General features: G+C 62.9%; 14 protein-coding genes. 9 read left to right on the top strand and 5 right to left on the bottom strand.

From position 1 onward, the window contains the following. Positions 1-89: 89 nt before the first annotated feature. From OUZ30_RS16870 to OUZ30_RS16840, 7 genes are all read left to right on the top strand, one after another. A complete protein-coding gene (locus OUZ30_RS16870) occupies positions 90-1,742 on the top strand; it encodes a 3-(methylthio)propionyl-CoA ligase (RefSeq protein WP_345781053.1) in 1,653 nt (550 codons plus the stop codon). 234 nt (positions 1,743-1,976) lie between these two features. After that, entirely contained in the window at positions 1,977-2,720 is a 744-nt protein-coding gene (locus tag OUZ30_RS16865; protein ID WP_266183605.1) for a nuclear transport factor 2 family protein, read from the top strand. A 224-nt stretch (positions 2,721-2,944) separates the two neighbouring features. Beyond that, positions 2,945-3,604: a glutathione S-transferase family protein gene (locus OUZ30_RS16860; RefSeq protein ID WP_266183604.1), complete on the top strand. Its 660-nt coding sequence runs from the start codon at positions 2,945-2,947 to the stop codon at positions 3,602-3,604. 24 nt (positions 3,605-3,628) lie between these two features. Then, positions 3,629-4,339: a DUF899 family protein gene (locus OUZ30_RS16855; protein WP_266183603.1), complete on the top strand. Its 711-nt coding sequence runs from the start codon at positions 3,629-3,631 to the stop codon at positions 4,337-4,339. Between the two features lie 69 nt (positions 4,340-4,408). Continuing rightward, the gene (locus OUZ30_RS16850) at positions 4,409-4,750 is read left to right on the top strand and encodes a YkgJ family cysteine cluster protein (RefSeq protein ID WP_266183602.1); all 342 of its coding nucleotides are present in this window, start codon (positions 4,409-4,411) and stop codon (positions 4,748-4,750) included. A 102-nt stretch (positions 4,751-4,852) separates the two neighbouring features. Continuing rightward, complete coding sequence (locus tag OUZ30_RS16845) at positions 4,853-5,326, top strand: YehS family protein (protein WP_266183601.1); 474 nt, start codon at positions 4,853-4,855, stop codon at positions 5,324-5,326. A 94-nt stretch (positions 5,327-5,420) separates the two neighbouring features. Then, positions 5,421-5,960 carry a DUF2058 domain-containing protein gene (locus OUZ30_RS16840; RefSeq protein ID WP_266183600.1) on the top strand — a complete coding sequence of 180 codons (540 nt, stop codon included), beginning with the start codon at positions 5,421-5,423 and terminating at the stop codon, positions 5,958-5,960. Between the two features lie 70 nt (positions 5,961-6,030). Here OUZ30_RS16840 and OUZ30_RS16835 read toward each other — a convergent pair whose 3' ends face one another. Next, positions 6,031-6,306 carry a hypothetical protein gene (locus OUZ30_RS16835; RefSeq protein WP_266183599.1) on the bottom strand — a complete coding sequence of 92 codons (276 nt, stop codon included), beginning with the start codon at positions 6,304-6,306 and terminating at the stop codon, positions 6,031-6,033. A 641-nt stretch (positions 6,307-6,947) separates the two neighbouring features. On the opposite strand from OUZ30_RS16835, the gene OUZ30_RS16830 reads away from it, so the two are divergent. After that, positions 6,948-8,612: a S53 family peptidase gene (locus tag OUZ30_RS16830; RefSeq protein ID WP_266183598.1), complete on the top strand. Its 1,665-nt coding sequence runs from the start codon at positions 6,948-6,950 to the stop codon at positions 8,610-8,612. Positions 8,613-8,720: 108 nt separating this feature from the next. On the opposite strand, the gene OUZ30_RS16825 is transcribed toward OUZ30_RS16830, so the two are convergent. The 4 genes from OUZ30_RS16825 to OUZ30_RS16810 all read right to left on the bottom strand — a co-directional run bounded on the left by OUZ30_RS16825 (position 8,721) and on the right by OUZ30_RS16810 (position 11,708). Next, positions 8,721-9,152, bottom strand: coding sequence for a GNAT family N-acetyltransferase (locus OUZ30_RS16825; protein WP_266183597.1), 432 nt, complete (start codon positions 9,150-9,152; stop codon positions 8,721-8,723). Between the two features lie 102 nt (positions 9,153-9,254). Next, positions 9,255-10,685, bottom strand: a complete 1,431-nt coding sequence (locus OUZ30_RS16820) for an amidohydrolase family protein (protein ID WP_266183596.1) — start codon at positions 10,683-10,685, stop codon at positions 9,255-9,257. A gap of 77 nt (positions 10,686-10,762) precedes the next feature. Further along, positions 10,763-11,485: a ComF family protein gene (locus tag OUZ30_RS16815; protein ID WP_266183595.1), complete on the bottom strand. Its 723-nt coding sequence runs from the start codon at positions 11,483-11,485 to the stop codon at positions 10,763-10,765. A 16-nt stretch (positions 11,486-11,501) separates the two neighbouring features. Beyond that, positions 11,502-11,708: a hypothetical protein gene (locus tag OUZ30_RS16810; protein WP_266183594.1), complete on the bottom strand. Its 207-nt coding sequence runs from the start codon at positions 11,706-11,708 to the stop codon at positions 11,502-11,504. Between the two features lie 143 nt (positions 11,709-11,851). Here OUZ30_RS16810 and bioB point away from each other — a divergent pair, with 143 nt between their 5' ends. Next, positions 11,852-12,892 carry a biotin synthase BioB gene (gene bioB, locus OUZ30_RS16805; RefSeq protein WP_266183593.1) on the top strand — a complete coding sequence of 347 codons (1,041 nt, stop codon included), beginning with the start codon at positions 11,852-11,854 and terminating at the stop codon, positions 12,890-12,892. Positions 12,893-12,898 lie beyond the last annotated feature (6 nt).

Raw genomic sequence — 12,898 nt, 5'->3', positions numbered from 1 at the left:
GGCAGATGCAGGGCAACTTGCGAGCATCGGTGTGGGGTTGCGACCTCGGCACCTGCAGTGATTGATGACTAAAGCCGGAGCGGCTGACAATGAAAGGCTTGATGATGGAGCAACCTCTCCTGGTTGCCTCTCTTCTGATGCACGCCGAACGGCATCATGCTGATCAGGAAGTGGTGTCCCGGCGGGTCGAGGGCGACATCCATCGCTATCGATTTGCCGACCTTGCCGCGCGCTCGCGCCGCATGGCCAATGCGCTCGAGGGCCTGGGCATCAGGCCAGGCGACAGCGTGGGTACGCTTGCATGGAATGGTTATCGACACATGGAGTTGTATTTCGCGGTGTCGGGATCCGGTGCCGTGCTGCATACCATCAATCCCCGCCTGCACATCGATCAGCTCGCCTATATCGTCGAGCATGCCGACGATCAAGTCGTATTCTTTGATCTCGGCTTCCTTTCGATCATCGAGGCCTTGGCCGCCCGGATGACCAAGCCAAGGCTCTTCGTGGCGATGTGCGATGCGAGCCATATGCCGGCCTCGATTCATTCGGAGGTCTCGATGCTCTGCTACGAGGCCCTCATCGACGCCCACGCCGATGACTACGTCTGGCCGCCACTGGACGAGAACACCGCATCATCCCTTTGCTACACCTCCGGCACGACGGGCAACCCCAAAGGCGTGCTGTACAGCCATCGCTCCACCGTGCTGCACACCTACGCGGCGGCGCTGCCGGATGCACTGAACTGCTCGGCGCGCGACACCATTCTTCCCGTCGTCCCGATGTTTCACGTCAACGCATGGGGACTGCCTTACATCGCCTGCATGGTGGGCGCGAAGCTCGTGTTCCCGGGACCTGCGCTCGATGGCAAATCGCTCTACGAGCTCATTGAGGCGGAACAGGTCACGGTGTCGGCCGGCGTACCCACCGTCTGGCAGGGCCTGCTGTCGCACGCATCCGAACATGGCAGGACCTTCTCGTCGATGCGCCGAACGGTGATCGGTGGCGCACCCTGTCCTACTGCGATGACCGTGCAATTTCAGGAGACCCATCAGGTCGACGTGTTGCATGCCTGGGGCATGACGGAGCTGAGTCCCGTAGGCACCGTCTGCAGCCTCAAACACCATCAGGTTTCCATGTCGGCGAATGCGCGCCACGCCATCCAGGCCAAGCAAGGCAGGGCCGTCTTCGGCATCGACATGAAAATCGTCGACGCCGAGGGTGGGGAACTGCCTTGGGACGGCGAGGCGGTAGGCAATCTCCTCGTGCGTGGCCCGTGGGTGTCACGCAGCTACTATCGGGACGAAACCACCGCAGCACTGGAGGGCGGCTGGTTTGCCACCGGTGACGTGGCCAAGATCGACCGCGACGGATTCATGCAGATCACGGACCGGAGCAAGGACGTCATCAAGTCCGGCGGCGAGTGGATCAGCTCGATCGACATCGAGAACGTCGCCTGCCTGCATCCAGAAGTGGCAAGCGCGGCGTGCATTGGAACGCGACACCCCAAGTGGGACGAGCGTCCGCTGCTGTTGATTGTCAGAAGAGCGGGAAGTGACTTGGGCAAGGACGAACTCCTCACTTTCTTCGATGGCAAGCTGGCGAAGTGGTGGAAGCCGGACGACATTGTCTTTGTCGACGGCTTCCCCCTTGGCGCGACGGGCAAAGTACTGAAGAACAAACTGAGGGAGCAGTTTCAATGTCACTACGCTCCTGGTTCGGCGCACACGCCACAGCAAGGTTGAGTCAGCCGAACCTGGTGCTCCCGGGGAGCGGCTACCAACCGCTAGCCGTGCCCGAAAGGTCCGGCCCATCAAGACGTTCTTCAATCTTAAAGACCAGGCGAGGCCAACGGCGACAGTCGTGCCCTGGGTCATTTGCCTGCCCCCGCGCGTATTGTATTCATGGAGTGACTTCACGCACGGGTACCCGGTTTTGTGGTCGGCGTATGCTTCGCGAAATCCTTGATGGGAGTCGTCATGCCTATGCGATCGCCCGGGTTTCTGTTCACCTCTTTGCTTGCGTTGAGTCCGCCGCTGTCTGCACAAGCCGACGTAGCGCCCCAGCCATTGCGTGATGAACTGCTGCAGATGACGCAAGCACTGGTCGACGCGATTCCGACCGGCGACAAGGCGGTTTGGGAGCGGGCGCTTACCGACGATGCCGTTATCGTCGACGAGTTTGGCCGTGTGGCGCACAAGGCCGATACGGTGGCGTCGCTGCATCCGTTTCCGGCGGGCCTATCGGGCAGCATCGAACTACGCGATGCCCACGTACAGCAATTCGGCGACACGGCAATCCTGCAAACGGAGGAGTACGAGCGCGAAAGCGTATTCGGGCAGAACTTCATCGTTCGCTATCAGTCGTTGCTCACCTTCGTGAAGCAGTCGGGTACCTGGAAGCTTGCCGGTTACGAGGATGTGACGCTGCCCACCTCGCCGCCCAAGCTGGCCGTCGCCCATCTTGCGCTCGACGACTACAGCGGCTCCTACCGCTACGCGCCCGACCGGGCCTGGACAGTCAGCCATGCGCACGGCGTACTCAGTTACGTCACCAAGCCCGGCGGACCGGCGAACGTGCTTGAGCCGATCGCCAAGGACGTGTTCATGGGCAGCGACGACGAACGCAACCTGCTGATTTTCCGCCGTGACGCGCACGGCAGGGTCAACGCGCTGATCGAACGTCGAAAGTTCAACGACCTGCGCTTGACTCGGGATACTTAGGGCACGCTGCGACCTCGATGGGACCCGCCACGGGCGATGCGCGTTGTGTTCCTGGCGTGAACGACGTTCAGGCAAATGGCGCTAGCCGCCGGTGAGGCATGCTTACCCGAAGGGTTGCAGAATCGGGCAGGGCGGCCAGCCACCGCTGGCTTTGCACGGCATGTCGATTTCCACCGAGCCCATTCGTCATTGAATAGAGCCCCTCTTCCACCAGGTGAACCACGATGACGTTGAAGCTCTACGCCCACCCGTTTTCCTCGTACTGCCAGAAGGTCCTGGTCGCGCTGTACGAAAACAACACGCCGTTCGAATGGCGCCTGCTGGAACACGACAATCCGCAACTGCTGGGAGAATTCGCGGCGCTATGGCCGCTGAAGCGCTTTCCCGTGCTGGTGGATGGCGGGCGCACCATTCCGGAGGCGAGCATCATCGTCGAGTACCTGGGCTTGCACTATCCGGGGCCGGTGCCCTTGCTGCCCCAGGATCCACGCGCGGCGCTAGAGGTGCGCGCGATGGACCGCTTCTTCGACAACTACATCTCGACGCCGCAACAGCGGGTGGTGGGAGACGCCTTGCGACCTGAGGCCGAACGCGATGCACGCGGCGTCAGGGATGCGCGCGAGATGCTCGACACCGCCTACGCCTGGCTGGACCAGGTCATGACCGAACGCGAGTGGGCCGCCGGGGATCACTTCAGCCTTGCCGATTGCGGTGCCGCACCGTTCCTGTTCTATGCCGACTGGACGCATCGCATCGACACCGCGTTCACCCATGTGCTCGCTTACCGACGCCGGCTGCTGGCACGGCCATCGTTTGCACGCGCCGTCGACGAGGCGCGCATCTACCGTCCGCTTTTCCCACTTGGCGCGCCCGATCGCGATTAATTGGTTCTCACTCTGGAGACTTCCATGGCACAGATCCCTACGCTCGTTCCGGCCGCCGAACTCGCCAAGCGCAACGGCATGACGTTTCCGAACGAAAGCGCCGACTACCGCCGGGCGCGCCAGGCCCTGCTGGTCGAGGAAATCGAACTGCGCCGGCATATCGAACGCGTGGCGGAGCAACGCCGCGCCCTGCCTCCGGGTGGCGAGGTGACCGGTGACTACCGTTTCCAGAGCGAACGCGGGCCGGTGGACTTCGATGGTCTCTTCGGCGACAAGCAGACGCTGGTGATCTACAGCTACATGTTCGGTCCGCAGCGTGAGCGCCCCTGCCCCATGTGCACCTCGCTGCTCAGTGCATGGGATGGTGAGGCACGCGACATGGAGCAACGCATTGCGCTTGCGGTGGTGGCGCGGTCGCCGATCGAGCGTCTCGTGGCTTTCAAGAATGAGCGTGGCTGGCGCCACCTGAAGCTGTATGCCGATATCGACGGTGGCTTCAGCCGCGACTACCACGGCATCGACAAGGACGGTGGCGACGATGCGGCGATCAACGTGTTCACTCGCCGCGACGGCGTCATCCGCCACTCGTGGGCCGGCGAAATGGGTTTCGAAAGCGCGGATCCCGGCCAGGATCCGCGTGGTGCACCCGATCTCATGCCACTCTGGACGGTCCTGGACATGACCCCCGAAGGCCGCGACAGTCACTGGTACCCGAAGCTCGACTATCCCGACTAAGGCAGCTGCGGCAGAGTCTCGCCGGTGCGGGGTTCATAAACCCGCATGGGAAAGCCGTCATAATGACGCGTGAATATCCCCCTCGATCCGTACGCCGAGAGCGTCGACCCGTCCGTCAGCTGTAACGACTGCGAGGCGGTTTGTTGCCGACTCACCGTGGTCCTGATGCCCGATGACCATGTGCCGGAGTGGCTGATTGATCGCGACGCCCACGGCATGGAAACGCTGGCCAAGGGCGAGGACGGTTGGTGTGCGGCGGTGGATCCCAACACCTCACGCTGCACCATCTATGAGCAGCGCCCCGCCATTTGCCGCAAATTCACCATGGGCAGCCCGGGGTGCCGCGACGAGCGCGAGCAGTGGTTTGGCGTCAAGACGTTTCCCACGCCTGCCGTGCTGATTGGCTACTGAGGCGACTGGGTGGGAGCTCGCCAGCCGAGCCCTGCCGCGACCATAAGCCACTAGAATCTGCGTTGCCCTAGGCGCCACCAGGCGTTGCACCACGGAATAGTCATGATCAACAACGACGTACTACGCAGCATCCGCTACATGCTCGATCTGAGCGACATCAAGGTGGTCGAGATCACCAAGCTCGCCGATGCCGATTTTCCGATCGAGAAGACGGATGTGCAGGCCTTTCTCAAGAAGGACGACGAGGAAGGCTACGTCGAGTGCAGCAACCGCGTGCTCGCGCATTTTCTCGATGGACTGGTATTCCACTACCGCGGCAAGGACGAGAGCCAGCCGCAGCGACCGATTGAAAAGCGTGTCACCAATAATGTGGTGCTGAAAAAACTCCGTGTCGCGTTCCAGCTCAAGGACGTGGACATGCATCAGGCGTTCGAGGACGCCGGCTTCCCGATTTCCAAGCCGGAACTGACCGCCCTGTTCCGCCAGCCCGATCACAAGAATTTCCGTCTCTGCGGCGACCAGGCCCTGCGCAACTTCCTCAAGGGATTGACCCTGCGCGTACGGGCCAACGGCTGACCCTACGAGCCTCGGTGGACGGCCCACCTGCGGGCTCGGGTGGCCGCGTTACAATGACGATCCGCGATCTCGCACAGCCACACGCCTCCCTCCCATGCGCAATCCCCTGCAAGACCAACTGCTCAAGGCCGGCCTGGTAAAGAAAGGCAAGGTGGCCCAGGTCGTGCGCGAACAGACCAAACAGCGTCAGGGCAAGGCGCCGGCGCCGGCCAGCACTGAACAGGTGGATGCACAGCGCCTGCAGGCGGAACGTGCAGAACGCGATCGCGCCCTGGCCGCGGAACACAACGCGCAGATTCGTGCCAATGAGCTGCGCGCCCAGATTCGCCAGATCGTGGAGGCGCACAAGATCAAGCGCGACGGTGAGCTCACGTATCGCTTCACGGTCGAAGACAAGATCCAGAGTGTGCTGGTCAACGAAGCGCAACGCACGCAGCTGGCCAAGGGCACGCTGGTGATCGCCCGTCATGATCAGGGCTTTGAGTTGCTGCCTCGCGCTGCCGCCGAAAAGATCTACGCGCGCGACGCGACCGCCATCGTGCTCGATCATGGCGTGACCACCGCCAGCAACGCGGCGGACACAGACGACGAGTACTACAAGCAGTTCCAGGTGCCAGACGACCTGACCTGGTAGGCAGCGTGCGTCTTGGAGATGCCCGCCTTGGGTCGAAGGCGGGCAAACTCAGGCTGGTGAGAAGCCCGGATTACTCCTCGACCTCTTCTTCCTCGTCTTCGTCTTCCTCTTCCTCGAATTCGGCCAGTTCCTCGACCCGAACAAAATTCTCGGCGTCGTCGGCGAACTCGATGAGCTTGCCTTCCGCGCACATCGGACGGACGTCGCGGCGCTTGACGCCATCCTCGACTGACTCGACCAGCGCAAAGCAGACGATGGTTTCGGCGCTTTCCTCGCCTTCGATCTCGTACACGGCAACCCAGCCGGTAGCCGGCATGATCTGGATGATGGTTTCTTCGCTAGACATGGAACCTCCGTTTGCTCAAACGATCTAGCTTGCCCGCCGTTCCCGGTGACTGCAAGTAATTGCTGCTCCGACCGGTGCAGCGAAGCACCGGTGGCGAGTTCAGCTGCGAGACGACGGAACACCCTCGCGTCAGTGCATGGCGCTCAGAGTGCGAGCTCGTCCTCGGCTCGCGCGCCGAGGCATATGCGAGACGCGCGCTCGATCCGTCGTCCCAAGGGTTTTCCACGGATGCAGCAGGCGTGTAGGCGCATGCCGAGCGGCTGCGGCCTGCCATCTAGGAATAATTCCCATAGCGCTCGAAAGCGAAAGTTCCGGCGCCGGGCCATTCAACCGCGCAGCCACCTCGGCGAGGTAAAACCTCTATTTTCAAGCGTGCTTTGAGAATTTGCGGGAGCTCAAGACGATCGGCTCAAGGCGCAATGGGAGATCCTGCGCCGATCGCAAAAACTTTCCTCGCCTATTCGGCGCTCACTTCACCCGACGGCAACAAACGCGAGCCTACGCTCCCGCGGCCAATCGGCACACCGGGGGAGCATGCCGTCAGGCATTCCGATTTTCACTGTCACTGTCTATATGGGGAGTAGCTTCCAATGAATAGAACAGCTTCGACTGGAACGGATCTTAGGAACGGTGTATCAGGCTTGGTTCGCAAGACCTGTTGTCTATCCGTCGCCATCGCATTGGCCTTCGGTGCCACCGCCGCCGCGCAGGCTGCGGACGTGTTGACGCATCATGTGCGCGATGCGGTCAGCGGCAAGACAGCGGCGCAGGTGGGCGGCCTTGCGGCCAACCAGGTGATGAGTCTCGATGTCGTGTTGCCAGTGCGCGACCAGGCGGGCCTCGACGCATTCGTGGCGAACGTCAACAATCCTGCCAGCCCTTCCTACCATCAGTTCCTCACGCCGGCGCAATTCACGGCGAGGTTTGGTCCGACACAGAGCGACTACGACAATGTCGTGCGTTATCTGGGCAGGAACGGCCTGACCATCACCGGCGGAAGTCGCGATGGCATGGACGTGCAAGTCAGGGGTTCGGTTGCCGCCGTCGAAGCTGCCTTCAACGTCAAGATGCGTACCTATCAGCATCCCACGGAAAACCGCGTGTTCTTCAGCCCGGACCGCGAGCCCACGACCGCCCTGGGAATTCCACTCTGGCATGTCTCCGGACTGGACAACTATTCGCTGCCGCATCCGCTCTACGTCAAGAAGAGTGATTATGCCAAGGCCAATGGCATCAGCCCCGAAGCCGTCGTCTCGCATGCCACCACGGGTTCGGGCCCGTCGGCTTCGTTCCTCGGTAGTGATATGCGCGCGGCCTACTACGGCGGCACGGCACTCACCGGTGCAGGCCAGAACCTGGGCCTGTTCGAATACGAAGGTACCGACCTGGCCGACCTCACGACGTATTACAAAAACGTCGGGCAGACCAACAACGTGCCCGTCACCCTGCTCTCGACCGACGGCACCAGCACTGCCTGCCTGTACAAGAGTGGCTGCGACGACACCGAACAGACGCTGGACATGACCCAGGCACTCGGCATGGCGCCCGGGCTCAGCAGCCTGGTGATGTATATCGGTTCCACCGATACCGCCATCATCAGCTCGATGACAACGCACAGTCCGCTGCCCACGACGATTGGCTGTTCGTGGGGCTGGACGCCGGCCGATCCGTCGACGCTTGATCCGTACTTCGAGAAGATGGCCGCGCAGGGCCAGACTTTCTTCGCCGCTTCCGGCGATAGCTCGACGTGGTCCAGGCGCAACGAAGCGTGGCCGGCAGACGACGCGTACGTCATCTCCGTCGGCGGCACCGACCTCACTACCAGCAGTGCGGGCGGCGCCTGGAAGTCGGAGACCGCGTGGGTCGATAGTGGCGGCGGCATCTCGCCCGACAAGATCGCCATTCCTTCCTGGCAAAAGCTGTCGGGTGTGATCAATACCAGCAACAAGGGCTCGACCACCTTGCGCAACGGCCCGGACGTCTCGGCCAATGCCAACTTCACGTTCTACACCTGCGCCGACCAGACCACCTGCCAGGCCAACGCTTACGGCGGCACCAGCTTTGCCGCGCCGATGTGGGCGGCCTTCATCGCCTTGGTCAACCAGCAGGCGATTGCCAACGGTGGATCGCGCGTGGGTAACTTCAACGCCACCATCTATCCGCTGAACATCACCAGCAGCTATGCCACGAACTTCCATGACATCACCAGTGGAAAATCCGGCAGCTATTCGGCGGTGACCGGCTATGACCTGGTGACGGGCTGGGGTAGCCCGAAAGCGGCCTTGATCAACACCTTAGCCCAATAGCGACCACAGCAAGGCTGGAGACCGCAAACGCCAGCGCACCTGAGGCCCGGGATCCGTCCCGGGCCTCTTCGTGTTCGTGCTCCAAAAGCCTAACGGGCTAGGCGATGCTCAGGCGAGCTTGTTGCGAAAGTGGAAGCATTCGATGCCGAAGCCCTCGCGGAAATAGAAGCGATGCGCCTGCTCGCGGGTGACGCGGGAGATCAGCTGGACCTCGCTGCAGCCGAGCGTCTGCGCTTCGTCCTTGATCCGTGCGATCAATTGCGAGCCATAGCCGAGCGAGCGCGCGTGTTCGTCCGAGACAAGGTCATCGATAAAGAGCGCCCGGCCGCAATACAGCATGTTCATGACGCGGTACCCGGCCACGGCCCTGACCACGTCGCCATCCGCCAGTGCCAACAACCTCAAGCCGTCGCTTGCCATCAGGCTCCGGATCAGCGCTCCGTACTCGGAACGCTGGAGGTGAGGACGCAGCTGCTGCATGACATCGAAGGTCGCCGCGATCTGTTCATCGGTGTCGGCGTGAAACAGGTGGATGGCCATTCGTCTCGATACTCCCTGGTCATGGCTTCGCCTGGCCGCCGTTGAAGCACACCCACGCGGCCCGTCGTCATCGACAGAGCCTGCGTCGAAACGGAATGCCGCTTAGTGCAAGCCCACCGTATTACTCATCGCACCCAGGATCGCGTGCCTGTCGTAGCCCACGCCGTTTTTGAACACGAACGGCATGTGTTCAATGGCAGCGACGTCTTTGAGCGGGTTGCCGTCGATGACCACGATATCGGCGCGCTTGCCAACGGCCAGCGTGCCGATATCGGCATCGCGGCCCATGTAGTGCGCACCGTTGAAGGTAGCGATATGGACGGCCTGCTCGAAACTGAAACCCGCTTCCACCAGCAATTCAATTTCGCGCTGGGCGGAATAGCCGGGCACCACGCCGCCGTAGCCGGTCGGGTCCGTGCCAGCCATCAGCGTGCCGCCGGCATCGACGAACTGCTTTTCGAGCTTGGCCAGTTTTGGATACAGCGTTGTCCAGGCGGTCTTGCTGCCCTGGACCTTGTTCCACTGCGCCTCATACTGCGCGCGTACTTCGGGAATCATCAGGTCGAGCACACCTTGTGGCGCCTTCGGTCGACCTGGCACGAACGTTTCGAAGACGGTGAGGGTGGAGGTCAGCGCCACATGGTGGTCGATCAGGAGTTTGATCAGCGCCTTCGCTTCGGGCGACGCGGGGTCCAGATCGACCAGGGACTTCTGCACGGCGCCGCCGGAAGGACAGGTATCGGGCTTCTTGTCCTGCACGAAATCGCTGGCGACGAAGAAACCGTGCTCCAAATTGTCGATGCCAAGCTCCACCGCTTCGCGATAGGTCACCGAACACAGGTGCGCCGTGATCTTGTGGCCGCGCTGGTGCGCCACTTCGATGGCGCGCTGAAGTTCGGCGCGGCTGATCTGCATATAGGCCTTGTACGAAGTGACGCCCTCGTCAGCCCAGTAATTGACCGTGCGCTCGGCATCGTCGACGCCGCTGAGCACATGCACGCCCGGAATGGGCAGGCCCGGGCCGTTGAGATAGGGACCGGTCACGTCCATGTCCGGACCGACCAACTCGCTCCGCGCAATGGCATCGCGCACGTTGATGTCGGCGTACGGCATCATCGTGCCGGCCGTGCGCATGGTGGTGACGCCACCGGCGAGATAAAGCCGCGGGAAGCTGAAGGTCATCTCGTTATAGGCGGCTTCGCCCGCGGGATAGAACATGTGCTCGTGCATCAGCACGAAGCCCGGCAGCAAGGTCTTGCCGTGGGCATCGATGACGGTGGCGCCATCGGGCACTTTCACGCGGCTGGATTTGCCCAGCGCCGCGATGCGGCCTTTGTCGATGACGAGGGTTTGGTCGTGCGCGGCCTTGTGGCCCGTGCCATCGACGATGTCCGCATGCGTGAACGCGATGACGGGTTGCGCATACGCAACGAAGTCCTTGTCCGTCGCTGGCTTGGTATCCGCCGCCATGGATGCAGCCGTGGGAAGCCATGCCAACAGAAGGGCGGCCAGAACAGAACGACGTAGCGCCACGATGCACACTCCAGGTAGGGGTCGCGTTGCATCCTAACTGAAGCCCGGCCGGCATCGAGGCCGAGGCGTCGCTGAGACTAACTGCGCGACTCCGGCGCGCGCGCCAACGCCCAGATGTCGACGCGTTTCACCCCGGCTCGTTTGAGCTCGCGGGCGCATGCGGCAACGGTGGCGCCCGTGGTCATCACGTCATCGAGCAGAGCGACATGGGCGGGCCAAAGGGCAGCAGCCTTCGCCGCAAAGGCACCGCGCACATTGCGACGACGCGATAGGGCGCCCAGTTCGGTTTGTGCATCGGTCGCGCGGACGCGCTTCAACAAGTCATGTCGCACGGGCAGGCGCAACTCGCGCGCCAAGGGCCTCGCCAGCTCCAAGGCCTGGTTATAGCCGCGTAGGCGCAGACGTGAACGGTGCAGCGGCACCGGGATGATCAGTTGCGGGCGCTCCACGGGAGGCATATCACGCAACCAGAGTGTCGACAGCACGCGACCCGCCGCAAGGTCAGCGCCGAACTTGAAGCGCGACTCCAAGCGATCCAACGGCCACGCGTAGCGGAACGGCACCCAAGCCGCGTCCCATGGTGGCGGGTGCCGCTGGCATTGTCCGCATAAAGCCGCCGGCAGCGCCAGCGGCAAGGCGCACCGAGCGCAGCAGCTGCGGTTGCGTGGCAGCTCGGCCGCGCAGTCGCGACAGAGATCGAGCCCATCGTCACCGGGCCCGCCGCATAACAGGCAATGCAAGGGCAAGGCGAAGCGTTGCAACGCATCCGCTGCCCATCGCCACCAGGAAAGCGCCTCCATGCGCGGCCTCCTTGCCTCAGCTCTTGGGTTTGAACAGCGCCGCGTCGAGGATCGACCACAGGTGGATGATCCAGCCCAGCCAGACGATCCAGAGGATCCCAGCGAGCACAAACATCACCAGGGCGATCCACACACGCCCCTGCACCAGCTGGCCCAGGCCGGGAATGAAGAAGCTGCAAATGGCCGCGAGCACATTGCCGGTACTGCCCTGTCCTGCACTCATGCCATTGACTCCATGGGGTGACTGGTCCCGATGGTAGCGGCAGCCATACGTTTGCGCATCGTCAACTCAGCACGGTCTCGCAAAGTTGACAGGGCACTCCGCCCTGCCAAACTATCGCGCTTCCCTACCCCGGAATGCCCGCCATGGCCCAACCCATCCGCCACGACTGGACCCGCGCCGAAGTGGCCGCGCTGTTCGCCCTGCCGTTCAACGAGCTGCTGCATCGCGCGCACTGCGTGCACCGCGAGCACCACGATCCGAACGCGGTGCAAGTGTCGACCCTGTTGTCGATCAAGACCGGCGGTTGCCCCGAGGATTGCGCCTACTGTCCGCAGGCGGCGCGTTACGACACGGGTGTGCAGGCACAAAAGCTGATGAGCGTGGACGCCGTGGTGGCACGTGCGCAGGCCGCCAAGAGCGCCGGCGCCAGCCGCTTCTGCATGGGCGCGGCCTGGCGCAGCCCGAAAGACCGCGACGTGGAGAAGGTCGCCGACATCGTGCGCGCGGTGAAGGGCCTGGGCCTGGAAACCTGCGCCACCCTGGGCATGCTCAGTGGCGAGCAGGCGCAGACGCTGAAGCAGGCAGGCCTGGACTACTACAACCACAACCTGGACACCGCGCCGGAGTTCTACGGCGAGATCATCCACACGCGCCAGTACCAGGACCGCCTGGACACGCTGGACCACGTGCGCGAAGCGGGCCTGAAGACCTGCTGCGGCGGCATCGTCGGCATGGGCGAAACACGCGACCAGCGCGCTGGCCTGCTGCAGACCCTGGCCACCCTGCCTGAGCACCCGCAGTCGGTGCCGATCAACCAGCTGGTGCAGGTGGAAGGCACGCCGCTGAACGGTACGCAGGCGCTGGACCCGTTCGATTTCGTGCGCACGATTGCGGTGGCACGCATCCTGATGCCGGCCTCGATGGTGCGCCTCTCGGCCGGCCGTCAGCAGATGGACGACGCGGTGCAGGCGTTGTGTTTCTTTGCCGGCGCCAACTCGATCTTCTACGGCGAGAAGCTGCTGACCACCGGCAACCCCGACGTGGAACACGACCGCCGGCTATTCGCCCGCCTCGACCTGCATCCGCTGGAAGTGGCCGAAGAAACCGACACCGTGCATGCCGACATCCTCGAAGCCGAAGCGGCCAGCTGCGGCAACGGCTGCGGTTGCAGCGCGGCGGCCTGACCACCC

It is taken from the genome of Dyella humicola, assembly GCF_026283945.1.
In the GTDB taxonomy this organism is placed as follows: Bacteria; Pseudomonadota; Gammaproteobacteria; order Xanthomonadales; family Rhodanobacteraceae; genus Dyella; species Dyella humicola.
This window is presented reverse-complemented; position numbering and strand designations above follow the sequence as displayed.

What these genes read in the sequence shown, in the direction of transcription:
- OUZ30_RS16865 (WP_266183605.1), top strand. Translation starts at nt 1,977, where the DNA reads ATGCCTATGCGATCGCCCGGGTTTCTGTTCACCTCTTTGCTTGCGTTG.
- OUZ30_RS16845 (WP_266183601.1), top strand. Translation starts at nt 4,853, where the DNA reads ATGATCAACAACGACGTACTACGCAGCATCCGCTACATGCTCGATCTG.
- OUZ30_RS16855 (WP_266183603.1), top strand. Translation starts at nt 3,629, where the DNA reads ATGGCACAGATCCCTACGCTCGTTCCGGCCGCCGAACTCGCCAAGCGC.
- OUZ30_RS16840 (WP_266183600.1), top strand. Translation starts at nt 5,421, where the DNA reads ATGCGCAATCCCCTGCAAGACCAACTGCTCAAGGCCGGCCTGGTAAAG.
- OUZ30_RS16825 (WP_266183597.1), bottom strand. Translation starts at nt 9,152, where the DNA reads ATGGCCATCCACCTGTTTCACGCCGACACCGATGAACAGATCGCGGCG.
- OUZ30_RS16835 (WP_266183599.1), bottom strand. Translation starts at nt 6,306, where the DNA reads ATGTCTAGCGAAGAAACCATCATCCAGATCATGCCGGCTACCGGCTGG.
- OUZ30_RS16810 (WP_266183594.1), bottom strand. Translation starts at nt 11,708, where the DNA reads ATGAGTGCAGGACAGGGCAGTACCGGCAATGTGCTCGCGGCCATTTGC.
- OUZ30_RS16860 (WP_266183604.1), top strand. Translation starts at nt 2,945, where the DNA reads ATGACGTTGAAGCTCTACGCCCACCCGTTTTCCTCGTACTGCCAGAAG.
- OUZ30_RS16815 (WP_266183595.1), bottom strand. Translation starts at nt 11,485, where the DNA reads ATGGAGGCGCTTTCCTGGTGGCGATGGGCAGCGGATGCGTTGCAACGC.
- bioB (WP_266183593.1), top strand. Translation starts at nt 11,852, where the DNA reads ATGGCCCAACCCATCCGCCACGACTGGACCCGCGCCGAAGTGGCCGCG.
- OUZ30_RS16870 (WP_345781053.1), top strand. Translation starts at nt 90, where the DNA reads ATGAAAGGCTTGATGATGGAGCAACCTCTCCTGGTTGCCTCTCTTCTG.